Here is a 23,456-nt window from a genome sequence, read left to right on the forward strand (position 1 = left end):
TTGCGGTCGGATGCTGCGCACCAGCGACTCCTGCGCACCCAGCGAACCACCCAGACGGGTAGCCGAGTGCGTTTGTCAACGGCATCCGTCCGTCGCCCCAGCCGTGTCACACTGTGCTCCCAACGACGATCGGAGACGACCATGTCTGACCCCACACCTATCCCCACCGACCCGCTCGAGCCTGTCGGCGCAGACCCCGACCTCAGCAAGGATGACGACGACCGCGGTGACGCCGCAGATGCCGAGGCAGGTCGACCCGAAGACGCGCCCGACGATCGCGCGCCGACGCTCGCGGAGCAGCAGCGTGACCGCATCGCGGCCGAGAATCAAGATCCGATAGACCCGTACTCCGCGCTCTCCTGACGCCGCCAAAGACCCGTCTCGGCGCATCACCCGATCAGCGCAACACCGAACTCCGCGACAACCGCTCGCACCTCTGCGAGGTAGCGCTGCGCCTGCTCGGTGAGCGGAATCGCGGCGTGGCCGATCCAGCCGATCTCGATGCGCTCGTCAACGTCGAGCGGAATGGCGACGATCTCAGGGTCGAGTTCGTCGCTGATGATGCCGGTCGAGATCGTATAGCCGCCGAGACCGATCATGAGGTTGAAGATCGTCGCACGATCAGAGACTCGGATCTCTTGCTTGCTCGACAAGGTGGAGAGGATCTCTTCGGCGAAGTAGAACGAGTTGTTCGCGCCCTGGTCGAAGGTGAGCCGTGGCAGGTCTGCGAGGTCATCGAGAGTCGCACGACCTCGAGCGGCGAGCGGGTTGCTCCGAGAGATGAAGATGTGCGGCTCGGCGAGGAAGAGCGGGTGAAACGCGAGACCGGAGTCGCGCAGCAACTTGTCGATGACCCTGCGGTTGAAGTCGTTCCTGTAGAGGATGCCGACCTCACTGCGTAATGTGCGGACATCTTCGATGATGTCCCACGTACGAGTCTCACGCAGCGAGAACTCGTACTCGGGTGCTTCACCGCCCTTGACCATCCGCACGAATGCATCCACCGCAAACGAGTAGTGCTGCGTCGACACCCCAAGCAAACGCCTCGACGGCGGCCGCCCGAGGTAGCGCTGCTCAAGAAGCACCAACTGCTCGACGACCTGTCTCGCGTACCCGAGAAATTCCGCGCCATCAGGGGTAAGCGTGACGCCACGCGCAGAGCGCACGAGCAGCGCGCGCCCCACACGGGCCTCGAGATCTTTCATCGCCGCCGACATGGTCGGCTGCGATACGAAGAGCAGATCGGCGGCCGCCGAGATCGACCCCTCCGCTGCGACTTCGATGAAGTAACGCAGCTGCTGCAGCGTGAGGCCACTCGATCCCTGGGGCATAGGCAGAGTCTATGCCAGCCCATAGTCAAGCCGAGTTACTCGATATCCGCCTTCCTCCCGCACGATGGACTGATCTCCTCTGAAAGGCCGACCCCGGCCCCTCACTCACCGGATTGGCCACCATGGCAGACGCATTTGGTTTCAGCATCCACACCACCCGTTTCGACGAGGATTACTCGCCGTCGGAAAGCTCCCGCGCCACGACGAACTTTGCCAACCTGGCTCGTGGTGAGCACCGTCAGCGGAACCTTCGCAACACCCTGACGATGATGAACCAGCGCTTCAACGACCTCGCGCACTGGGACAACCCGACCGGCGACCGCTACGCGCTCGAACTCGATATCGTCTCTGCACAGCTGGAGTTCACCGCGTCAGGCGCAGACCAGCAGTTCCCGCTGCTCGAGGTACTCGACATCTGGATCGTCGACCGGCAGACCGGTGAGCGCCACCACGGCATCGTCGGCAACAACTTCTCGTCGTACGTGCGCGACTTCGACTTCAGCGTGCTGCTGCCGGCCATCAAGGCGAACGCGGCAGACGCGCCGCTCCCCCACGACTTCGGCGAGCTGCACGGCAAGCTGTTCGAGCATTTCCTCGACTCCGCCGCGTACCTCGAACGCTTCACGGCGCTGCCCGTGATCTGCATCAGCGTCTCGACGAGCAGGACGTACCGCCAGACCGGCAACCACCATCCTGTGCTCGGCGTCGAATACCAGCAGGATGACTCCTCGCTGACCGATGACTACTTCGGAAAGATGGGACTGCGGGCCCGCTACTTCATGCCGCGCGGCAGCGTCGCACCTCTCGCGTTCTATTTCCGCGGCGACCTGCTCAACGACTACACCAACCTGCAGCTGATCGGCACGATCAGCGTGATGGAGACGTTCCAGAAGATCTACCGCCCCGAGATCTACAACGCGAACTCTGCTGCCCCGACCATCTATCGGCCGAGCCTGCAGCAGCAGGACTACTCCCAGACCCAGATCGCGTACGACCGCGTCGAGCGCAGCCAGCTGGCTATCACCCAGGGCAAGTACACCGAGGAGCACTTCATCACACCGCACAAGGACGTCCTCGAGCAGTGGGCCGGCCGCAACCTCGCTTCCGTCGCATGAGCAGCGCAGAGTCGTCGAGCACGCGCGCACTCCTGCCCACCTCGATCGTCGGCAGCCTGCCGAAGCCGTCATGGCTCGCACAGCCGGAGACCCTCTGGTCGCCGTGGAAGCTGCAGGGTGATGAGCTGGTGGAGGGCAAGCAGGATGCCCTGCGCATCGCCGTCCACGAGCAGACCTCCCGCGGCATCGACATCATCAGCGACGGCGAGCAGACTCGTCAGCACTTCGTCACGACGTTCATCGAGCACCTCAGCGGGGTCGATTTCGAGCAGCGCGAAACCGTGCGCATCCGTGATCGCTACGACGCGAGCGTGCCGACCGTCGTCGGCGCAGTGACGCGCGAGCGCCCTGTGTTCGTCGACGACGCGAAGTTTCTGCGCGCGGCGACCGATCGCCCCATCAAGTGGGCCCTCCCTGGCCCGATGACGATGGTCGACACTCTCTACGACGCTCACTACAAGAGCCGCGAGAAGCTGGCGTGGGAGTTCGCGACGATCCTCAACCAAGAAGCGCGCGAGCTCGAAGCGGCCGGCGTCGACGTCATCCAGTTCGACGAACCTGCATTCAACGTCTTCTTCGATGAGGTCAAGGACTGGGGAGTCGCAGCGCTGGAGCGCGCGGTAGAGGGGCTCAGCGCTGAGACCGTCGTGCACATCTGTTACGGCTACGGCATCAAGGCGAACAACGACTGGAAGACGACGCTCGGGTCGCAATGGCGTCAATACGAGGACTCGTTCCCGCTGCTTCAGCGCTCCAGCATCGACACCATCTCGCTCGAGTCGCACCACTCTCACGTGCCGATGGAACTGATCGAGCTCCTCCGCGGCAAGAACGTCATGCTCGGCGCCATCGACGTGGCGAACGAAGAGGTCGAGTCGCCTGACGAAGTCGCCGCGACGCTGCGAAAGGCACTCGAATTCGTCGATGCCGACAAGCTCATCGCCAGTACGAACTGCGGCATGGCGCCATTCCGTCGCGACCTGGCGCTGGCGAAGCTGCGCGCGCTGAGCGCGGGGGCGAGCATCCTTCGCGACGAGCTCTCACTTGCGAAGAGTAAAGTTTCGTAGGTCATGTTTCACGCATACCCCGCGGCATCGTGGACCGAGAAGCCGAAGCACAGCTTCTCGTCCTCACTCTCGCCAGACGAATTCAAGGCGCTCTTTCGCGGCCACCCCGGCGGCGTTGCCGTCATCACGGCGGATGCTGGCGACGGGCCCGTCGTATTGACAGCCACCTCGGTCGTATCGGTGAGCGCCGAGCCGCCGCTGCTGATCTTCTCGATCTCGACGCTGTCATCGGCATCCGAAGTGCTCGCGCGCGCCGAGAGCGTCGTCGTGCACCTTCTCGACGCGAACGACGTCGAGCTCGCGAAGCTCGGCGCGACTCGCGGCATCGACCGCTTCGCGCAGCACCAGACCTGGTCTCGCCTGAGCACCGGTGAGCCCGTCTTCGACGGCGTTCGCGCGTGGGTGCGCTGCGCGGTCATCAATCGCATGGATGCCGGAACCTCGACCGTCATCGCCGCTCACGCACTGGAGTCCCACATCGGGCGCGACGTCGAACCGGGCGAGCCTGGCGATGCGCTGGTCTATCACAACCGCGGATGGCACCGCTTGAGCGAGCATTCCCGCTTCGAAGACTGACCCGCCGCCTGACTAGCGTCGCCCGAACACCGCATACAGCAGCGGCACCGCCGAGACCGACATCAGCACGATGCCGAGCGGAGCCACAATCGGCAGCAGCAGCACCCCGCCGATCAGCATCCCGCCGAAGAGCACGGCCGAGACGGCCCGCACGGCGACGCGGATGATGCGGTCGAGGCGGTTCTCGAGGCTCGAGATGTCGAAGGTCAGCTCACCAGCATCCAACCGGGTGATGACGTCGTCGATGCGACCGGGGATCCGCCACATCGTCGCGGCATTCGACATCGTCTGCTTGCCGAGATCCTGCAGGAGGTTGCCGCTCTCATCGCGCAGCAGCTTGCTGGCGTAGGGCTGAACCGGTTCCCAGATGTTGAATTCCGGATCAAGCGCACTGCACATTCCCGACGTCAGCGACACCGCGCGCATGAGCAGCAGCAGGTTCTCGGGCAGCTGCACCGGCAGCGAGCGCACCGTGTCACCGAACTCGACGCCGAAGTCCTGCAGCTCACGCGGGTCGACGTCGCGCAGCTCGTTGAATCCCATGCCGCCGAATCGCGCGAACAGGGTCGTGAGCGCACGCTCGAGTTCTTTCGTGTCGGCTGAGGGCAGCAGTACGCCGATCTGCTTCGCGGCGGCGACCAGCCCCTGGCTGTCGCGCGCGGCGACGGCGATGATGAGAGTGCGCAGACCCGAGCGGATGCCATCGGGAACCTCGGCCATCATCCCGAAGTCGATGAAGGTCAGCTTCCAGCCTGCGCCATCGGCGCCCGGCCTCGGCGTCACGAACAGGTTCCCAGGGTGCGGGTCGGCGTGCACGAACGAGTGCGTGAACACCTGGTCCATCATCACCTCGGCGAACACGTTCGCCACCTCGGCTGGATCTATTCCGGCTGCCCGCAGCGCATGGGTGTCGCTGATCTTGATGGCAGTGACGTCTTCGAGGGTGAGCACGCGGCGCGTGGTGCGCTCCCAGACGATCGCAGGGGCTGCGACTCTGGCATCCGATGCGAAATTCTCGGCGAAGCGCTCGGCGTTGGCCGCCTCGTGCAGGTAGTCGATCTCCTCATGGCAGGTCTGCGCGAACTCCTCGATGAGCGCGGGTGCATCGACTCGCGACGAGACGAAGCGCACGCGCCGTGCCCAGCGGGCCACGCGGCGCAGGGCTGCGAGATCGACGGCGACGATCTGATCGATTCCGGGGCGCTGCACCTTCACGACGACACTGCTGAGCCCGGTGTCGGCGGCGTCGATTTCCGACAGCGTCGCACGGTGCGCCTGGCCGAGGGATGCTGCCGCAACCGGCGCCGGATCGAACGACGCGAAGGCGCGCTCGAGCGGCATCCCCAACTCGGCTTCTGCCGCCATCCGGATCTGCTCGAACGGCACGGCGGGCACTTCATCCTGCAGCCCGGCGAGCTCGGCCGTGATCTCGGGCGGCAGCACGTCGAGGCGAGAGGAGAGGAACTGGCCGACCTTGATCATCAGCCCGCCGAGCGAGGTGGCGAGCTCGCGGAAGCCGTGCGCTTGGCGCAGCATCCGCTTGTCACGCGTGCGATCCGCCACCCGCGACAGGCCGATCCGGGGCAGCACGAGCTCGAACCACCAGGTCTGCACGAAGGCGCGCGCGGCGAAGGACAGGATGCGTCGGTAGCGGGCGCGATGGGCGCCCTCGATGACCGGCGGGGAATCGTGCTTCGCCATCGAGACCTCTTCTTTTGGCGTCACCCCTCGGCGAGGATCGCGTACAGCTTACGTCGCGCGTCTTCGAGTACGGCGGTGCCCTCCTCGACCTGTTCGGGTGTTCCGGTGCGCGCCAGCTGCGCGGTGGCACTGGCGAGTTCCATTCCGGCCTTGGGCAGCGCCGAGAGGTGGCCGCTCGGGCGCCCGCCGACGTTCTCCCACGGTGCGGGCTTGGTGGCGGCTTCTTCAGACTCGGCGATGCCGGCCTCCGTCAGCGAATACGTCTTGCGGCCGCCCTGTTCCTCTGCGCTGATCAGCCCTTCGTCGGCAAGTAGCTGCAGGGTCGGGTAAACCGATCCGGCGCTGGGCTTCCAGGCTCCGCCGGAGCGCGTGCTGATCTCGCTGATGATCTGATAGCCGTGCATCGGGCTCTCGGCGAGCAGCGAGATGACCGCTGCGCGCACGTCACCGCGGGCCATGCGCGAGCCGCCGGTGCGCTGTTCGAAGCTGGTGCGCAGCTGGTCCATCGCGTCCCAGACGCCGGCGAGCGGGTTGCCGTTGCCATTGCTCGCGCCGAAGCCGAACGGTCCGGAGGGGAATGCGTTGTTCATGATGACCTCCTGTAGTCGAACGATAGTTAACGATATGTCGTTACCTGTCGCTCATCAAGGGCTTCCGTCGCTCTGACACCTTGACTTCCATAATATGGAATCAGTTCTCCAAAATCACCGCATCGGGCGTACAGTAGGGGTTGAGAACCCCAGCGAACCGAGGAACACCATGACGACAGCGCCGACCATCTCCACCACTTACCTCGATCGCGCGGGCCTCGCCGTCGCGGCGCCGATCGCCGAGTTCGCCGAAACGTCGCTGACGGATGCTGGCATCGACGCCGACTCCTTCTGGTCGGGTGTTGTCGAGATCATCCACGACCTCGGCCCGCGCAACGCCGAACTGCTGCGCGTGCGCGATGAGCTGCAGCAGAAGATCGACGCCTTCCACAAAGCCTCCCCCGGGCGCCCCGACCCCGAGTCATACCGCGCCATGCTGACCGAGATCGGCTACCTCGCCCCCGAGCCCGCACCGTTCGCCGTCACGACCGAGAACGTCGACCCCGAGATCGCAACGATGGCCGGCCCGCAGCTGGTCGTGCCGCTGCTGAACGCCCGCTTCGCACTGAACGCCGCGAACGCGCGATGGGGTTCGCTGTACGACGCCCTTTACGGCACCGATGCGATCGACCAGAGCGGCGAGCTCGCGGTGGGTGCAGAGTTCAACGTTGCCCGCGGCGCCGAGGTGGTCCGCCGTGGCCGCGAACTGCTCGACCAGGCGGCGCCATTGACCGAGGGCTCGCACGTCGACGCCACCGCGTACCGCGTCGACGGTGAGGGTCTCGTCGTCGAGACGGATGCCGGCATCCGCCGCCTTTCTGACGCCGACACGTTCGTCGGCTTCACGGGCGACGCCGAGGCGCCGGCCGCGATCCTGCTGCGCCACCACGGGCTGCACCTCGAGATCGTCATCGATCACGCTGGCCCGATCGGGCACACGGATACCGCCGGTGTGCAGGACATCTTGCTGGAGTCGGCGATCACCACAATCATCGACCTCGAGGACTCGGTCGCCGCCGTCGATGCAGACGACAAGGTGCTCGGCTACCGCAACTGGCGCGGCCTCATGGATGGCACGCTCACCGAGACAGTCACGAAGGGCGGGCGCGAGTTCACCCGCCGCCTCGCCGATGACCGCACCTACAACACACTCGACGCCGGTGAGCTGACGCTGCCTGGCCGCTCGGTGCTGTTCATCCGCAACGTCGGCCACCTCATGCACACCGACGCGGTGCTCGACCGCAACGGCGGCGAGGTGTTCGAGGGAATGCTCGATGCCATCATGACCGCGCTCGGCGCCCTGCCCGACCTCATCGGCCGCGACGCCACAGCTGCCACCACCGGCAACTCGCGCACCGGCTCGATGTACATCGTGAAGCCTAAGATGCACGGTCCCGACGAGGTGGCTTTCGCCGTCGAGCTGTTCGCCCGCGTGGAGAAGCTGCTGGGCCTGCCGGAGCGCACGATGAAGATCGGCATCATGGACGAAGAGCGCCGCACGTCGGCGAACCTCGGAGCGTGCATCGCGGCAGCATCCGATCGGGTCGTCTTCATCAACACCGGTTTCCTCGATCGCACCGGCGACGAGATCCACACCTCTCTGCATGCCGGGCCTTTCCTGCCCAAGACGGGCATCAAGGCGCAGCCGTTCATGCAGGTGTATGAGGACCGCAACGTGGCGATCGGGCTGGCCGCGGGCATGGATCACCGCGCGCAGATCGGCAAGGGGATGTGGGCGATGCCCGACCTGATGCACGACATGCTCGAGCAGAAGATCGGCCACGTGCGCTCCGGCGCATCGACCGCCTGGGTGCCGTCGCCGACCGCCGCGACCCTGCACGCACTGCACTATCACCAGGTCGATCCGTTCGAGGTGCGGGCAGGGCTCCCCGCCTACGACCCGGCGTCGCTGACCACCCTGCTGGCTCCCCCGCTGGCCGAACCAGGCGACCTCACGGCAGACATCGTGGCGACCGAGCTCGACAACAACGTGCAGTCGATCCTCGGATACGTGGTGCGCTGGATCGACCAGGGCGTCGGATGCTCGAAGGTGCCCGACATCCACGGTGTCGCGCTGATGGAAGACCGTGCGACGCTGCGCATCTCGAGCCAGCTGCTGGCGAACTGGCTGCAGCACGGGGTGATCACTGAAGCCGAGGTCGACGCCTCACTGCGTCGGCTTGCGGTCGTCGTCGACGAGCAGAATGCGGCGGATGCTGAGTATGAGCCGCTCGCTCACGATGGTGAGCCCGGCATCGCGTACACCGCCGCGCGCCGGCTGATCCTCGAGGGAGCAAGCCAGCCGAGCGGCTACACCGAGCCGCTGCTGCACGCACTGCGCCGTGAGAAGAAGTCCGAACGCTGATCTTGCGGGCGATGTCAAGAGCATCGTCTCGAAAGACTTCGGCGCCTAGTGTCGGAGGATGAGCGAACTCACGCAGCCCACGGGCCAAGAAGAGTCTCTGCGCGCCAAGCCGCGCGCTGACGGCACCGCACCGCGAGCCCTCGTGCTCGGCGCGACCGGATACATCGGGGGTCGCCTCACTCCGCGTCTGCTCGCAGCGGGCTACCGGGTGAGGGTGCTGGCCCGCGACGCTGGCCGCGTCGCGGCCTTCCCGTGGGGCGGCGAGTGCGAGGTCGTCGAGGGCGATGCGGCCGATGCGGATGCCGTCGCCGAGGCGATGGCAGACGTCGACGTCGTCTACTACCTGATCCACTCGATGAGCGCCGGCAGCGACTTCGAAGAGAAAGACGAGCGCGCGGCGCAGAACGTCGCGGATGCCGCGAAGCACGCGGGCGTGGGCCGGCTGATCTACCTCGGCGGTCTGCATCCGTCTGATGCGAAGCTCTCGGCGCACCTGCGTTCGCGGGTGCGGGTGGGCGAGATCTTCCTCGAGTCGGGCGTGCCGACGCTTGTGCTGCAGGCCGGTGTCGTGATCGGCTCGGGTTCGGCCTCGTTCGAGATGATCCGTCACCTCACCGATGTGCTGCCGTACATGCCGGCGCCGAAGTGGGTGCGCAACCACATTCAACCGATCGCGGTGCGTGACGTGCTGCATTATCTGCTGGGCGCCGCGCGGGTGGATGCGGATGTGAATCAGGCGGTGGATGTCGGCGGACCCGATGTGCTGCGCTACGGGCAGATGATGAACGGCTACGCACTGGAGGCCGGGCTGCGGCAGCGCGCCATCGCGTCGCTGCCGGTGCTGACGCCATGGTTGGCATCGCACTGGGTGAATCTCGTGACGCCGGTGCCGCGGTCGATTGCACGACCGCTGGTCGCGTCGCTGCAGAACGAGTGCGTCGCCAAGGACCACGCCGTCGACGATCTCATTCCAAGGCCTGCTGACGGGTTGACGCCGTATCGTCGCGCGGTCGCGATGGCTCTGGGCCGCGCGGATGCGGATTCGGTCGAGACCAGCTGGCGCGATTCTGAGGTCAACGGTGCGCCGAGCGACCCGCTGCCGAGCGACCCCGACTGGGCGGGACGCACGGTGTTCACCGATGAGCGTTCGCTCGACACCAGCGCTGACCTGCCCGATCTGTGGGCCGTGATCGTCGGGATCGGGGGCGAGAACGGCTGGTATTCGTCGGGGTTCTTGTGGGCGGTGCGCGGCTGGATGGACCGGCTCGTCGGCGGGGTCGGGCTGCGGCGCGGGCGGCGCAGCCGCTCGCACGTGACCGTCGGTGATGCGCTGGACTTCTGGCGGGTGGAGACGTTGCACGAGCCGGACGCCGAGGATGCAGAGGGGCTGCTTCGGCTGCGGGCTGAGATGAAGGTTCCGGGTGCGGCGTGGCTCGAGCTGCGTGCCCGGGAAACCGCCGAGGGATCGCACTACGAGCAGCGGGCCGTGTTCTTCCCGCGCGGGCTGTTCGGGCGGCTATATTGGCTCGCCGTGCTGCCATTCCACGGTTTCATCTTCTCGGGAATGGCAGCGCGCATCACTGCGGCTGCCGAAGAACGTGAAAAGGCGCGTGCGGAAGAGATGGACAACGGGGGATCGGAGGAGGCATGAGGATGCGTCAGAAAATGATGGTGGTTGCCGGAGTGATCGCCGCAGGAGCAATGCTCGCGGGCTGCAGCGGTGAGACGACGGCGAACCCGTCGTCTCCGGGCGCCGAGCAGGTGGCATCTCCGTCTGCATCTGCGACCGAACCGAGCGATAGCGGGGATGCTGGCAGCGACGACCTCGGCGTCGGAGTGGCCGTGGATGAAGTACGCGACGGCCTGTGGCAGGTCGGCGACGCGGGCGAGGTCAATTTCTCAGCGGACGGCGGCAGCCTCTCGCTCGGCGATGCAACGCCCGCTGATGGGTGGGAGCACCGTGTCGCCGACGACAAGCCCGACGAGATCGAAGTGCACTTCGTTCGCGGCGACCAGAGGTGGAAGTTCGAGGTCGAGCTCGAGAACGGCACAATGCAGATCTCGAAGCAGCTGACGATCACGAACGCAAAGAGTGGTTCCTACAGCGTCGGCAGCATCGCAACGCTCGAATTCCGTGCCGATGGCGACGCGTTCACCGTCGAGAACGTGCAGCACAACCAGGGTTGGCCGATCGAGAAGACCGACGAGGACTCCGGTTCCGTCGAGGTGAGCTTCAGGATGCCGGATGGTGCTGGCAGCGCGGAGTTCGAGGCCGAGCGGGATGCCGGTGTCGTGACCGTCGAGATCAGCCAGAAACTGCGGCGTGCGCTCGGCTGAGAGCTGCGCGCGAAGCGGGTTGTCGCGCCGCTCGCCGTCGCCAGCTAGCGGCTGGCTGCACGGGCCGGCGACGCAGAGGCGTGCTCTCGCAAGAACGCCTCGACCTCTGCGGCATCCGGTGCCGTGGTGGGGCCACGCCGGGTGACCTTGATCGCGGCGGCGGCATTGGCGCGTCTACAAGCGTCGACCCACCCCACTCCGTCGGCGATGCCTGCCAGTAGCGCGCCGGTGTGCGTGTCGCCGGCACCGTTGGTGTCGACCGGCGTCTGCGGAAAGCCAGCAACGTAGGTGGTTTCGCCGTCGGCGTGCACCGAGCCGCCCTCGGCGCCGTCGCGCACGATGGCCACGGCGCCGTCGCGCAAGAGCGGCACCACGGCCTGCGCCTGTGCCGAGATCTCGCGGTCAGATGCAGGGACAGCGACGCCGCGGGCAGCGAGCAGGTCGGTGGCTTCTTCGGCGTTGCTGGTCCAGACGTCGGTGCGGGCCAGCATCCGCTCTCGCACTTCGGAAGGCAACGCAGCGAAGGCCGCCCCGGGGTCGAGCACGACGACGGCTGCCTCGGGAAGAGTATCCAGCCAGGCCAACAGCGGATCGCGGGTCTGTGCGACGGCGAGCGAATACCCGGTCACACAGACGAGGTCGCCCGGCTGCACGGCGGCGGTCGAGAGAGAATCCACGCTGATGTCGCGCTCGGCGCCGAGTGTGGTGACGAAGGTGCGCTCAGCGCTCGGTTCGAGCATCACGATGCACACCCCGGTGTCGTGGGTGGTGACCGGAGGGGCGGATGCTGCGATGCCGTCTGCTTCGAGCGTCGCGCGGATCACGTCGCCATGCGGCCCCGCGCCGATCGCTCCGGCGTGCACGCAGGCGGCGCCGAAGCGCGCGGCCGCCAGCAGCACGGTCACAACGCCGCCGGCGTACTGGGCGTCTGAGGTGGCCATCACGTTCTGGCCGCGGGCGGGCAGGCCGGGAACCTCGACGATCAGATCGACCAGCGCCTGGCCGGTGTGGATGACTCGTGTGCGCATGCGGTCAGCCTACTGAGGGCGGGCCTGGCCGGGCCAGGCCGCCGCCCCGCCGCCGCACGGATGGCGGGAGTTTGTACGCCTGCAGGCAGACACGCCGGTGTTTCTCCCGCCAAACGTGTTTTCTCCCGCCATCCGTGCCGGGCAACGGCCGGGAACCACTCGACAAGAACCATCCACAACCGGCAACGCCTACACTGATTGCCGTGTCTTCGCCTGATTCGCTGATCAACGGGCTTCGCGAGAGCATCCGCGACCCGCATCCGCTCGCTCTGCTCGATGTCGCCAGCATGCTCGCCGCATCGACTGAACCCGACCCGATGGCCGAATTGCGTGCCCAGATCGGCGGAGCCCTCGATCGCCCGCGACTTGATCGCGACCAGCTCGTCAGCGCCTTCCTCGACGTCGGCGAGCGTGAGACCGACGCGCTGCTGCTGGTGTGGGCGCGGATGCTGCAGGACGAAGTGCCCGCGGAACAGATCGTCCGAGACGTACGAACGAGGCGGCATCCGCTGCCGCGCTGGCTACACAACCTCGACGAAGTGCGCCCGACGCGAGCGATCCAGGCATCACATGTGATCAATGACGGCGACAATCTCTTCATCGGCGTCGAGACTCCGGGCCGCTCGTTCACGATCGTGCTGTATATCGATCACAACATGGGGACGGTGCCGAAGGACGGCTACACCGTCGACCGGCCCATCGGCGACCTGATCAGTTTCAGCGAGAACCAGAACGTCACCGATGTGACGCTGACCGAACTGCTGCTCGAAGACGCCCGCGCACAGATCGAAGAAGTGCTGCAGAACGAGAGTCGGCTGCTGCATCCGTTCGAGAATGACGGCTGGCCCAGCGCGCGTCCGCTGCTGCGATGGATGCTGCGCCTGATGCCGTCCGGCGGAACCGGATACGACCGCCGGGAGTGGTCGGATGCCGACCTCACGGAGCTCACGCGCGATTTTGCCGCGTCGCCGCATGGGACGGATGCTGACTCCGACACGCTCGACCGTGTCGAGACGCTGCTCACGTTCGCCAGCTCGTATGGCCGCGCGGATCCGCTGCACTGGAGCAACGTCGTGGTGGAGATCATGCTCGTCGACCTGCTGCCGCGCAAGATCATGGCCGACCAGGCATACCTGCGCGGGATGCCGGATGCCATGCGCCGCACCGTCCGGTTCGCGCATGCCAGCCGAGAGGTGCCGTCGGAGCACACGGTCAGTGCACTGGCGGCCGTCGACCACTTCGAGCCGGAGTACCTGCGGCTGATCTCCGAGCACGGCGACGAGTCGGGAGAGCTCTCGTTGTCGGTCGATGAGTTCTTCCTCCGTGACGCGGCCGCCCGCATCGGCGGCTTCGAGACGCTGGCGGCCCTTGACGACGCACCTCTGCCCGACGAGCCATTGCGGCTGCACGACGTTCCAGATGCTGCGCGCGAAGCAGCATCCGTAGTGGGCGAGCATCTCGACCGAGCATGCACGGAGTTCTTCAAGAGCGTCGAGCTGCGCACCGCTGCCCGACGTCTACTGGTGCAGATCGCACAGGTGGAACCGCTGACGATCGTGCGCGGCAAGCCAGTGAACACCGCTTTGGCCATCTGCTTCATCATCGGCCACGCGAACGGGCTCTTCAGCCGGAGCCCTGCGGGTCTGACGATCAAGTCGCTGTCGGCATACTTCGCGGTGAAGAACCCGCCGAACGATCGCGCGAGTGCATTGCTGAGTGTGCTCGACATCAACTATTACGACTGGCAAGACGACGGGTACCCGCTCGGCGACGCCGCACTGCTCGTGTCATCCGTGCGCACGGAGCTGATCCGGGTGCGCGACCAGTTGCAGGAGTCACTCGCGGACGGCGTCTGACTTCCCGTGTACGGATGCAGGGAGTTTGTACGCTTGCAGGGAGACACGCCGGTGTTTCTCCCGCCAAACGTGTTTTCTCCCTGCATCCGTGCGGCGGATTTTGACCGAATGTCTGACACCCCGTCTACGGTCTGAATCAGTCGATCCGCACGGACGACAGGAGACCACCCGGACTCCGCGTCTCACGCCCTGATCAGGGCGGTATTCGGCGTGCGTGCGAGTCGGCGCCCTACGGCATCCGTCGTGGGGCAGGCCGGTGCTCCACGCACACTCCTGAAGGAGATTTTCATGTCCGTACCCAATCCTCCTGCTGGTTCGCAGCAGTTGCCTCCTCCGCCGTACACGGCGCCCGCTCCCGGTGTCGCGCCGGTGCCGGCCGCGAAGAAGAACAACGTGCTCGCTTTGGTCGCGCTGATCGTCGCCGCGGTGGGCTTCTTGTTTGCCTGCATCCCGGGCGCGCTGATCGTCGGCTGGATTCTGCTGCCGATCGCGTTCGTGCTCAGCATCGTCTCGCTGTTCATGAAGGGCGATCGCAAGTGGATGGGCGTCGTCGGGCTGGTGCTGTCGATCGTGGGGACGATCGTCGGCTTCGTCGTGTTCTTCGCCGGGCTCTCGGCCGCCATCGACGATGCCTTCGGCGGCTCAGAGACCACGGTCTCGCAGCCGGTCGATGCCGCGGCTGCCGACGACGCGGCGGCAGACGATGAGAAGGCGGAGGACAAGCCAGCGGATGCTGCGCAGGGCACGCGCGACAACCCGTATCCGCTGTCGTCGAAGATCAGCAGCGACGACTGGACCGTCGTCGTGAACAGCCACACCCCCGATGGCGCAGCCGCTGTCGCCGCAGGCAACCAGTTCAACGACAAGGCGCCGGCGGGCTCGCACTACGAGCTGGTGAACTACACGGTCACGTACACCGGCGATGAGTCGGGCCTCGCAGCCGAGGTGGGCATCTCGTTCGTCACCAGTGCAGGCAACGTGCTGAACAGCTACGACGCGATGGTCGTTCTCGAAGACGGCTTCGGGCTCGACGAGCTCTACAACGGAGCATCCGCCACCGGATCTGACGCGTTCCTCGTTCCCGACGGCGAGAGCGTGCTGATCCGCGTCAGCCCTGGATTCTTCGCCAACGAAGTGTTCGTTCAGCCGTAACCCATAAGCTGCAGGGGGCCCCGAGGCTGGGGAGCCGGGGTTCCCTGCTGTATCTGGCAGCAGAAGATGAACGCGCAGCATCCACGGACCGCGATGTCGCCGCCTGCTGTTACAGTGCACTTCAGGTTCAAGAGTTGCAGCCATCGGTACCTGGCCGGCTGCACGGCAACCCTCCTCCATCGAGCGGGGTGCCCCAGGGGAAGAACCGGCCCGACGCACTCGCGTGCGGGCAAGTCGATGGGTGAGCGCCTGATACACGCGCCGCCCCTCTGAGAAAGGGGTACGCCATGAGCGACCAAATGCACGAATGGAAAATGGCCGGTGCAAACGACTGGCTGCATGCACTCAGGCTCAGCCCCCGCGCAGCATCGGTCCGGCAGCGGTAGCTGATGCGCTCGTTGGCTCCGGCCGGCTTCACCCGCCAAGCGAAAGAGGAGCACCCTATCGCCGATGACAAGCCTGACGAGATCGAAGTGCATTTCGTTCGCGGGGATCAGCAGTGGAAGTCCGAGGCCGAGCGGGATGCCGGTGTCGTGACCCTCAAGATCACTCAGAAGCTGCGCCGACCGATCGACTGAGTGCGGGCGGCTGCCAGGTCGTGGACCCCGGTCACGCCGCGATATCGAACCTGCCCCTGCCGCCCCGGCGTGGCGTGCCGGACGGATCGACATGGGGCGGTGGAGTGAACCAGACCGCTGATTTCGTGCCGACACCGTCGACCGTCACCTGCCATCCGTTGTCATGGATGCGGTGATGACAGCTCTCGCAGAGCAGCACGCCGTTCGACAGGTCTGTTCGCCCGCGGTGTCGTTTCCACCATTGAATGTGATGGGCTCGAGTCATTTCCGGAGGAAGGCCGCACATCGCGCATCCGCCGTCTCTTTCGACCAGCGCCAGTCTTTGCGCGCGGGTGAAGAGGCGCTTGCGACGCCCCCAGTCGAGTACGGTGCTGTCGCCGCCGAGTACGCAGGGGATCACGCCGCCATCGGCGGCCATTCTTCGCGCGGCACTGATGCTGATCGGCTGCTCGATCCCGTCGACCGTCGCCGAGCCAGTCCCCGATTCCAGGTCGTTCAGGTTCATCCGCACGACGACGGTCGCCCCGGCGAGGGGCGAAGTCTGGCCTTCGCATCCGAGCAGGTGCGCGCAGAAGAGACTGAGCGCATCGGCCTGAATCATCGGAACGCTGCGGCGATCGGCGTCGGGGGCATCGGCATCCGTCTGGTCTTTGCGCGCGGCGAACGCTGCGCTGACGAAGCCTCGGATCGCGGCGACGACGGGGGCGGCGCTCTCCGGGTCGAGGAGTGCGTTGAGGTGCACCATGCCGTCGCGTTCGAACAGCGTGACCGAGCGCTGGCTGCGCTGCTCTTCAGCGCGCGGCTCGACACCGTCGGGATCGAGCCAGGCCTCAGCGCGAACGATCAGCTTTCGCACCTCATCGACGGCGAGCCCAGTAGCCGCTTCTACGAGAATCCGCTCGCCTTCAGCCGTGCGCTCGTATCCAGCGGCCACGCGGCAGCGATCGAGTACCGCGACGATGAGTCCGGCGACCGTGGCGCTGAGGGTGCCCGTTGCTAGCGCCTCGCGCACAAGTGGGTACCGTGGGGGGAGGCGTTCACCGAGCAGGTCGGTTCGCGGTGCGGTGGCTTCGCCGACCTTGATGAGCCGCGTCGCATCACCGGTAGACATTCCGGTCGTTGCGGCGATGAGCTTTGCGGGGGAACGGTAGCCCTGCTGCTTGGCCAGGCTGTCTGCACCGAGTTCAGGACGAGATTCGCGGGAGATCTCGGCGGCGACGTCGACATGCACAGCATCCAACCGTCTTTTCACCATTCCGATAGCGCTGTCAATGGCGATGAGCTGCTCACGTGACAGTTCGCGCGCGTCGTCGATTTCACCCCAGACCTCATCGAGGCGACTCATCGCCTCGAGCACCGGGGTCATCTTCGACATGTCTCCATTGTAATTGAAATCGCCCTCAGTGTCGAACATTTATTCGAACTATTTTGAACGAATCTCTTGTTTTCAACTCGTCCCAACCGGCGTTCGACGAGCGGAGACCGACCTTCAACGAGCAGCAGAAGACCGCATGGTCGCCGGACGACGCCGCCCCAATGTCGCCGCCCCCTGCTACAGTCCATTTCAGGTTCAAGAGTTGCAGCCTTCGGTACCTGGCCGGCTGCACGGCAACCCTCCTCCATCGAGCGGGGTGCCCCAGGGGAAGAACCGGCCCGACGCACTCGCGTGCGGGCAAGTCGATGGGTGAGCGAGTCGTCTCACCCTTGCGTGAAGGGAAGACCCATGCGTGCTCAGGGCTATCGCGAGACCCGCACCAAGGCCGAAATCGACAGGCTGCTGCACTACGACTTCGTCATCCCGATCAGCCGCGGCTTCACGACGAAGCACGTGAATGAGAACTATCCGGGATGGACGTGGAATCAGCTCGTCTGCACTCTGAACAACGCGGGAGTTCGTGTCGCTCGGCCGGGTAGCCCGAGCGCCTGCCACGACGAAGTTGTGCGCGTGCATTTCGACAGCGAGCAGTCCTGGCTGGTCGAACGGGCCGACGGCTCGACGACAACCGGCCCCGCGCCAGCGGGAACCACGTCTCCGAAACCGCCGTCTGGGTCAGCAACCGGAATCCACGACCTCAGCACCGGAATGATGGTCGAGATCGAGCGCGACTGAAAACCGCTGGTCGAGGGGTCGCCTCGTCCGCTCGCGAACCGTCTCGCCGTTACGGCGGCGCAGCGCGTCTAGAAAACGACCCCTCGAACCGGAGCCCCGTCGCCTTGCAGCTTCATCGGAAAGAACCCGACCTGCAGGCGTGACGGCAGACCATCGAGGTTGCACACGTTCTCGACGATCAGGCCGTCGCTGCCAAGCACGATCTCGTGCACGGGAAAGGCGCCGGATGCGCCGCCGGTCTCATCGGGGCTCAGCGTGTCGACGGCGAGCACACGCATGCCGCGCCGCCACAGCTCCGAGGCGGCCTCCGCACTGAGATACGGATGCCGCGTGGCCTGCTCCTCGCCGAACCACCGCGCCCAGCCGGTATCGATGATGATGATCGAAGGAACCTCGTCGGGGATGCCGCCGTCCGCCTCAAGCTCATCCCATCCGTACGGCTGCGCTTCACGGGCGCCCGGCACACGCAGCACGAGGGCGTCTCCTACGAGCTCGTCCAAAGCCACGTCGGCCATCGTTCGGCCTCCCGCAACGGTATGGATGGGCGCATCAACGTGCGTTCCGGTTTGCGAGCCCATCGTGATGCGCTCGACGACCACGCCGTCGTGCTCCAGTGTCAGCCCCGGGCTGATCGTCACAGCAGGATCCCCCGGATAGACCATCATCGCGTCGGTGAGCGGGTGGCTCAGGTCGCGCAGCATCCGCTCATCCCTTTCTGGCAGCCACGGGCTCGTCGGCGAGGTTGCCGACGTGCCCGCCTCGCACCTGCGATCGCGTCGGCCACGACACGAGCAGATACAAGACGAAGGTGATCACGAATGCTGGCGCGGTCGATCCGAACGGCAGCGGGAAGACGTACGCCCACACGTAGGCGAGAACAGCGCCCACCACCCACGCACCGACGGCGAGCCAGTTGACACCGGCCGTGTACCAGAACCGTCCTGCCCGAGAGCGGAGGATGTCGTGGTCGTACGAGGAGCGCTTGATGAAGTAGTAATCCACGATCATGATCGCGAAGATCGGCGCGAACAGCGCGCCGATGGTCACGAGGAACGTCGTGAACTGGTCGAGCAGGCCGAAGAAGGTCGCACCGATGATCGACAGCACGCCCAGAACCAGCGCGGTCGGGAAGAACCGCAGGCGGGTGCCGGGCACTGCATTCACGACGGTGGTCACCATGCCGTAGACGACCATCGTGTTCGTGGCCATCACCGACAGGAAGATCGCGACGCCGAAGATCCAGCCGAAGGGCTCGATGATCGTCACCGGGTCGAAGGCGACAGCGTCGCCGCCGTTGAGAATCACGTAGCCGATCGCCGTGGCGCCGAGCGACATCGAGATGATGGTCGACAGTGTGTAGCCCACGCCCGCTCCGACGACACTGGCGCGGGTGCTGCTGGCGAGGCGGTTGATGTCGGCCGACAGCACGGTCCACGAGATCGCCGTCGCCAGAACGACGTCGAAGACGAGGCCGGGCGTGTAGAACGGTTCGGCGGGCGCAGCGATCGACGAGAACTCCGCCGGGGCGAACGAGGTGAACGCGGTGATGAAGATATAGGCCGCGATGCCGAGGATGACCACGGCGAACCACGGTTCGATGCGGGCGACGCCCGCGTGACCGAAGATCGCGAGGATGACGACGATCGTCTGGCAGAGAACCGCGAAGATCACCGGGTTCGAGAATCCCGTGAAGGTCATCACCACGTAGTCGAGCGCGATGCCGGCCAGCATCGCCTGCACCCAGCTCCACCCCATGAGGATGATGACGTTCGCGGCAACAGGCAGCAGGCTGCCGCGGATGCCGAAGGGCCCGCGCGTGATGGCCATTGTCGGAAGCCCCGTGCGGCGACCGATCGTGCCGACCGCGACGAGCACTGCCGCTCCGGCGACTGTGCCACCGACGATCAGCAGCAGCACGAGCCCGTAGGGGACGTCGGGCACGAACAGGGTTCCGGTGAGCAGGGTGGTGACGACGAGGTTCGCGGCCAACCAGATCATCAGCAGACGACCGGTGGGATAGGTGCCACGGATCGGCCCGGCGTCATCCGACTGGGTTTGCAGCCTCTGTTCGAGACGGGAGTAGAGAGACATCGTAAAGCTCCTTCGCTTCGCGATCGCGTCGTCGCGGGTCTGAGATTCGGGTCAGAGGTCGCGGGTCTGAGATTCGGGTCGGGGTTTCAGGTCAGGCTGTTTGGGTGAGCGGTGAGAGATGCTCGTGCACGGCGGTCAGGTGCTCGCCGTCGAGCGTGAAGACGATGGTCTCCCGCTCTTGGTACGACTCCTCGCCTTCTGGAGTGCGCACGGTCGTGTCGACGGTGTGGCTGAAGACGGCGCCGCCGTCGAACGTCTGGATGCGGCTGTCGCTCGATTCGCACGAGACGACACTCCAGGCACTCTCGAGCCATTCGCCCCAGAGCCGTTCGTAAGCGGCCCGGCCTTCGAGACGGTGCGGCTCGGTGTGGAAGATGAACGTCGCGTCGGGCGAGAACCCGGCGAAGTACCGCTCGGTGTCGGTCGCGGCGAACGCGTCGACGATGGCGGCGGCAGCGGCTGCCACTGCATCCGTGTTCGGGGTGGTCATGATCGCTCTCCTTCAGGGGTTGCGGCCGGCCGCGGGGCCATTGCGCTGAGCAGTTCGTAGATCACGTGGCTCGCAGCCACCGCGGTCAGCTGCGCGTGGTCGTAGGCCGGGGCGACCTCGACGACATCGGCGCCGACGATGCGGAAGTCGGCGAGCGCACGCAGCATCCGGAGCAGTTCGCGGCTGGTCATGCCACCCGCCTCGGGCGTGCCGGTGCCGGGCGCGTGCGCGGGGTCGAGCACGTCGATGTCGATGGAGATGTAGAGCGGCTTGTCGCCGATGCGTGCGTGCATGCGCTCGATCGCGGCGGCGACTCCGTGCTTTTCGATGAACTCGCTGGTGATGATCGCGAAGCCCAGACGCTCGTCGTCGTCGAGGTCGCTTCGGTCGTAGAGCGGCCCACGGATGCCGACGTGCATGCTCGCCGTCATGTCGATGAGGCCCTCTTCAGATGCCCGGCGGAACGGCGTGCCGTGCGTCGTGGGGGCGCCGAAGTAGGTGTCCCAGGTGTCGAGGTGCGCATCGAAATGCAAGACGGCGACCGGCCCGTGGATGGCAGCGACCTCGCGCAGGAGGGGGAGTGCGATGGTGTGGTCACCGCCGATCATCACCAGCCGGTCAGCTTTGGCGCGCAGTGCCCGAGCGCCGGCTTCGATTTCGGCGACCGCGGTGCTGATATCGAAGGGGTTCGCCACGATGTCGCCGGCGTCGGCGACCTGGTGGGCGGCGAAGGGCGATACGTCTTGCGCCGGGTTGTAGGGGCGGAGCAGGCGCGAGGCCTCACGCACATGCGCAGGGCCGAAGCGGGCTCCGGGTCGGTAGCTCACTCCGCTGTCGAAGGGGATGCCGGCGATCGCCACCTCTGCACGCTCGACCTCGTCGAGCCTCGGCAGCCGGGCGAACGTTGCGATACCGGCGAAACGCGGCACGACGCTCGCGTCGACGGGTCCGCGGGGTGCGATCCGATCGGTGGATGCCGGCGAAGCCGCGCGCTGGGAGGGGACGGTGTTTTCGTCGGAATTGTGCGACTCAGGGTGTTGCATATTTGACAACCTTTGGTACGTTAGAAGCAACCTTTCCCCGAACCTAGTCGCGCGGCACACGTGCGTCAAGGTCATCGCCTGGAATCTGGAGCAACGATGCGAGCGATTCATCCCCATGCAGATGCGAATGCCACCCCGATCGGGGCGAAATTGCGGGCCGCGCGCACCGGTCAGGGCATGTCGCTCAGTCAGCTCGCTGCGACCAGCGGGCTGTCGAAGGGTTTCCTCAGCAGGGTGGAGCGGGATGAGACCTCACCCAGCGTTGCGACTCTGGTGCAGCTGTGTCAGGTGCTCTCGTTGCCTGTCGGAGCGCTCTTCGCCGAGCCCGAGATTCAACGCGTTACGTTTGCCGACGCACCCCGCATCAATCTCGGCGGTATGCACGCCGACGAACGGCTGCTCTCTCCCCGCAGCGAAGAACGCGTGCAGCTGCTGCGCTCGGAGTTGGAGCCTGACGCGCATGGCGGATCTGAGCTCTACACGATCAACTGCGACGTCGAGGTGCTGCATGTCGTGTCTGGAGAACTGACGGTGCGATTCGCCAGTCGGTCGGTCGAGTTGCAAGCCGGTGACGCTCTGACCTTCCCTGGGCGCGAGCCGCACACTTGGCACGTCACCGGTGATGCGCGGGCGAGTGTGATGTGGGTAATCGTTCCCGCACCGTGGAGCGGGTCGGCTTGATCGCGGCGCCGCGACGCTGCTTGTGATGCCGGCGCGGTAGCCCCAGCCCGCCGAGAAACCACCTCCTGCATGAGAAACCACCGCAGGGGTGGTTTCTCGTGCGCTATGTGGTTTCTCGGCGGTGCGCCTGACCCGGTCGATGTTCGGTCATGCGTAGCGTTTGACCGACTCTCTGATCTCCGGCGCGTGCGCGTAGATTTCGTCGAGTTCCGAGATGGGATGCCTCGTTTCCACCTTGTCGTCATCTAGCAAACCGAGATATTTTTGCTTTCCGTTAAAGTGCAGTCTCGCCACGGGCTTCCGGTTGTTGTCATCGAGCAGGATCGCGAAGTAGCTCTTGGCGTCGCGCTGCGTAATGCGCTGAGGTTTCACTTCGCCGCACGCGATCGCCTTCACAATCTGATATCCCTCGAGCTCTTCCAGCGTCGTCTCGATCTCAGTGTCTCGATCCAGATCGGCTTCGACTACTTCCGCGCTCGAAGTCGGCGCCTCTGCAGCGTGGTTCGTGCCACTGACCCCGAGCGCAGCCTTGAGCCGGTCGTTGACGCGCTCGGTCAGGAACTGCTGCGCCGCCTTTCCAACGAGACCCGTAAACTGCTGCCGAACTCGTTGAGTGAACATCCCCTCATAAACCCGTGCGGTGAAGAACTTGATCCACTCGTCAGTCGGCTCACGGAACTGCGCTGCGATCTCTCTCTTGAGCGCCCCGATGTATTTCAGCTCTTCCGCTGAACTAATGATCGACTCGAGATCAAAACTGTCTCTGCTGAGCTTCTGAATTTCCGTAATCAAGGTCTCGTCGATATCCAACAGGTCGAGCACGAGGAAGGGCTTCGCGTCCATCCGATTGGGGGCGTCAAGGTCCGTGTAGAAGTGCCACTGGACACCGTTAGTCAACACGGCGATGCGGGCATTGGTCACCGCGAAGTATCGAAACAGCTGCGAAGCGTGCTCAATTTTCAGAACGCCCAACGAAGGCTTGCACTCAATAAGGATCTGCACCTCGCCGTCACGCATGATGGCGTAGTCGACCTTCTCTCCCTTCTTCAGGCCGACATCTGCAGTGAACTCCGGGACGACCTCCAGCGGGTCGAACACGTCGTAACCCAAGATGCTCGAGATGAACGGCATGATGAACGCATTCTTCGTAGCCTCCTCGGTGCCGATCGCCTCTGCCTGGTTCCGCACCTTGACCGCGAGGGAACTAAGTCGTTCCGTGAATTCCATCCACCGCTCCAATCTCCGCTGACCGAATCTGGTCTCGACCATATCGGACGTCAGTCGTTTCATTTGGTGACCGCTCCCGGCCCGCAACACTGAACCATGCGTGCTCAGTGTTCGATCG

Annotated in this window: 22 protein-coding genes and 2 riboswitches; of the genes, 12 read left to right on the plus strand and 10 right to left on the minus strand. The window is 65.5% G+C overall.

The window, feature by feature from the left end; all coding sequences use genetic code 11:
• Nucleotides 1–141 precede the first annotated feature (141 nt).
• Nucleotides 142–363, plus strand: coding sequence for a hypothetical protein (locus FM104_RS02920; RefSeq protein WP_087129964.1), 222 nt, complete (start codon nucleotides 142–144; stop codon nucleotides 361–363).
• Between the two features lie 26 nt (nucleotides 364–389).
• Here the strand turns inward: FM104_RS02920 and FM104_RS02925 are convergent, their stop codons facing one another.
• Nucleotides 390–1,331, minus strand: coding sequence for a LysR family transcriptional regulator (locus FM104_RS02925; protein ID WP_087129965.1), 942 nt, complete (start codon nucleotides 1,329–1,331; stop codon nucleotides 390–392).
• 122 nt (nucleotides 1,332–1,453) lie between these two features.
• Here FM104_RS02925 and FM104_RS02930 point away from each other — a divergent pair, with 122 nt between their 5' ends.
• From FM104_RS02930 to FM104_RS02940, 3 genes are read left to right on the plus strand one after another with little or no spacing between them, the layout of a single operon-like run.
• The gene (locus FM104_RS02930; protein ID WP_087129966.1) at nucleotides 1,454–2,446 is read left to right on the plus strand and encodes a DUF1852 domain-containing protein; all 993 of its coding nucleotides are present in this window, start codon (nucleotides 1,454–1,456) and stop codon (nucleotides 2,444–2,446) included.
• Entirely contained in the window at nucleotides 2,443–3,513 is a 1,071-nt protein-coding gene (locus tag FM104_RS02935) for a methionine synthase (RefSeq protein ID WP_087129967.1), read from the plus strand. The genes FM104_RS02930 and FM104_RS02935 overlap by 4 nt, the downstream gene beginning before the upstream one ends.
• Before the next feature lie 3 nt (nucleotides 3,514–3,516).
• The gene (locus tag FM104_RS02940) at nucleotides 3,517–4,089 is read left to right on the plus strand and encodes a flavin reductase family protein (protein ID WP_087129968.1); all 573 of its coding nucleotides are present in this window, start codon (nucleotides 3,517–3,519) and stop codon (nucleotides 4,087–4,089) included.
• A gap of 12 nt (nucleotides 4,090–4,101) precedes the next feature.
• Here the strand turns inward: FM104_RS02940 and FM104_RS02945 are convergent, their stop codons facing one another.
• Nucleotides 4,102–5,790, minus strand: coding sequence for an ABC1 kinase family protein (locus FM104_RS02945; protein WP_087129969.1), 1,689 nt, complete (start codon nucleotides 5,788–5,790; stop codon nucleotides 4,102–4,104).
• A gap of 20 nt (nucleotides 5,791–5,810) precedes the next feature.
• Nucleotides 5,811–6,380: a PadR family transcriptional regulator gene (locus FM104_RS02950; RefSeq protein ID WP_087129970.1), complete on the minus strand. Its 570-nt coding sequence runs from the start codon at nucleotides 6,378–6,380 to the stop codon at nucleotides 5,811–5,813.
• A 169-nt stretch (nucleotides 6,381–6,549) separates the two neighbouring features.
• On the opposite strand from FM104_RS02950, the gene FM104_RS02955 reads away from it, so the two are divergent.
• Genes FM104_RS02955 through FM104_RS02965 form a run of 3 tightly spaced genes read left to right on the plus strand, consistent with a single transcriptional unit; the run spans nucleotide 6,550 to nucleotide 11,082 of the window.
• Nucleotides 6,550–8,745 carry a malate synthase G gene (locus tag FM104_RS02955; protein ID WP_087129971.1) on the plus strand — a complete coding sequence of 732 codons (2,196 nt, stop codon included), beginning with the start codon at nucleotides 6,550–6,552 and terminating at the stop codon, nucleotides 8,743–8,745.
• Nucleotides 8,746–8,803: 58 nt separating this feature from the next.
• Nucleotides 8,804–10,396, plus strand: a complete 1,593-nt coding sequence (locus FM104_RS02960; protein WP_087129972.1) for an SDR family oxidoreductase — start codon at nucleotides 8,804–8,806, stop codon at nucleotides 10,394–10,396.
• Nucleotides 10,393–11,082: a hypothetical protein gene (locus FM104_RS02965; protein ID WP_143738235.1), complete on the plus strand. Its 690-nt coding sequence runs from the start codon at nucleotides 10,393–10,395 to the stop codon at nucleotides 11,080–11,082. Before FM104_RS02960 ends, FM104_RS02965 begins: the two co-directional genes overlap by 4 nt.
• Before the next feature lie 44 nt (nucleotides 11,083–11,126).
• Here the strand turns inward: FM104_RS02965 and FM104_RS02970 are convergent, their stop codons facing one another.
• Nucleotides 11,127–12,110 carry a PfkB family carbohydrate kinase gene (locus tag FM104_RS02970; RefSeq protein WP_087129974.1) on the minus strand — a complete coding sequence of 328 codons (984 nt, stop codon included), beginning with the start codon at nucleotides 12,108–12,110 and terminating at the stop codon, nucleotides 11,127–11,129.
• A gap of 203 nt (nucleotides 12,111–12,313) precedes the next feature.
• Here FM104_RS02970 and FM104_RS02975 point away from each other — a divergent pair, with 203 nt between their 5' ends.
• The 3 genes from FM104_RS02975 (at nucleotide 12,314) to FM104_RS02985 (ending at nucleotide 15,696) form a co-directional block, all read left to right on the plus strand.
• Nucleotides 12,314–13,966, plus strand: a complete 1,653-nt coding sequence (locus FM104_RS02975; RefSeq protein WP_087129975.1) for a DUF6398 domain-containing protein — start codon at nucleotides 12,314–12,316, stop codon at nucleotides 13,964–13,966.
• 288 nt (nucleotides 13,967–14,254) lie between these two features.
• Nucleotides 14,255–15,118, plus strand: a complete 864-nt coding sequence (locus FM104_RS02980) for a hypothetical protein (RefSeq protein ID WP_256971492.1) — start codon at nucleotides 14,255–14,257, stop codon at nucleotides 15,116–15,118.
• A 125-nt stretch (nucleotides 15,119–15,243) separates the two neighbouring features.
• A riboswitch (SAM riboswitch) is annotated at nucleotides 15,244–15,360 on the plus strand.
• Between the two features lie 147 nt (nucleotides 15,361–15,507).
• Complete coding sequence (locus tag FM104_RS02985; RefSeq protein ID WP_087129976.1) at nucleotides 15,508–15,696, plus strand: hypothetical protein; 189 nt, start codon at nucleotides 15,508–15,510, stop codon at nucleotides 15,694–15,696.
• 31 nt (nucleotides 15,697–15,727) lie between these two features.
• Here FM104_RS02985 and FM104_RS02990 read toward each other — a convergent pair whose 3' ends face one another.
• Complete coding sequence (locus FM104_RS02990; protein WP_256971493.1) at nucleotides 15,728–17,071, minus strand: HNH endonuclease signature motif containing protein; 1,344 nt, start codon at nucleotides 17,069–17,071, stop codon at nucleotides 15,728–15,730.
• 193 nt (nucleotides 17,072–17,264) lie between these two features.
• A riboswitch (SAM riboswitch) is annotated at nucleotides 17,265–17,381 on the plus strand.
• A gap of 38 nt (nucleotides 17,382–17,419) precedes the next feature.
• Between FM104_RS02990 and FM104_RS02995 the strand changes: the two genes are divergently transcribed.
• Entirely contained in the window at nucleotides 17,420–17,806 is a 387-nt protein-coding gene (locus FM104_RS02995) for a hypothetical protein (RefSeq protein ID WP_087129977.1), read from the plus strand.
• Between the two features lie 68 nt (nucleotides 17,807–17,874).
• Here FM104_RS02995 and FM104_RS03000 read toward each other — a convergent pair whose 3' ends face one another.
• The 4 genes from FM104_RS03000 to speB all read right to left on the minus strand — a co-directional run bounded on the left by FM104_RS03000 (nucleotide 17,875) and on the right by speB (nucleotide 21,430).
• Nucleotides 17,875–18,507, minus strand: coding sequence for a cyclase family protein (locus tag FM104_RS03000; RefSeq protein ID WP_087129978.1), 633 nt, complete (start codon nucleotides 18,505–18,507; stop codon nucleotides 17,875–17,877).
• Nucleotides 18,508–18,511: 4 nt separating this feature from the next.
• Complete coding sequence (locus tag FM104_RS03005) at nucleotides 18,512–19,897, minus strand: purine-cytosine permease family protein (RefSeq protein ID WP_087129979.1); 1,386 nt, start codon at nucleotides 19,895–19,897, stop codon at nucleotides 18,512–18,514.
• 91 nt (nucleotides 19,898–19,988) lie between these two features.
• A complete protein-coding gene (locus FM104_RS03010) occupies nucleotides 19,989–20,387 on the minus strand; it encodes a YybH family protein (RefSeq protein WP_087129980.1) in 399 nt (132 codons plus the stop codon).
• Nucleotides 20,384–21,430 (minus strand): agmatinase, encoded by a 1,047-nt coding sequence (gene speB / locus FM104_RS03015; protein ID WP_087129981.1) that lies wholly within the window; start codon nucleotides 21,428–21,430, stop codon nucleotides 20,384–20,386. The genes FM104_RS03010 and speB overlap by 4 nt, the downstream gene beginning before the upstream one ends.
• Before the next feature lie 96 nt (nucleotides 21,431–21,526).
• Between speB and FM104_RS03020 the strand changes: the two genes are divergently transcribed.
• Nucleotides 21,527–22,111 (plus strand): helix-turn-helix domain-containing protein, encoded by a 585-nt coding sequence (locus FM104_RS03020; protein ID WP_087129982.1) that lies wholly within the window; start codon nucleotides 21,527–21,529, stop codon nucleotides 22,109–22,111.
• Between the two features lie 147 nt (nucleotides 22,112–22,258).
• On the opposite strand, the gene FM104_RS03025 is transcribed toward FM104_RS03020, so the two are convergent.
• Nucleotides 22,259–23,338, minus strand: a complete 1,080-nt coding sequence (locus FM104_RS03025) for a type I restriction endonuclease (RefSeq protein ID WP_087130042.1) — start codon at nucleotides 23,336–23,338, stop codon at nucleotides 22,259–22,261.
• Between the last annotated feature and the right edge of the window lie 118 nt (nucleotides 23,339–23,456).

The organism is Microbacterium esteraromaticum, from assembly GCF_900163815.1.
In the GTDB taxonomy this organism is placed as follows: Bacteria; Actinomycetota; Actinomycetes; order Actinomycetales; family Microbacteriaceae; genus Microbacterium; species Microbacterium esteraromaticum_B.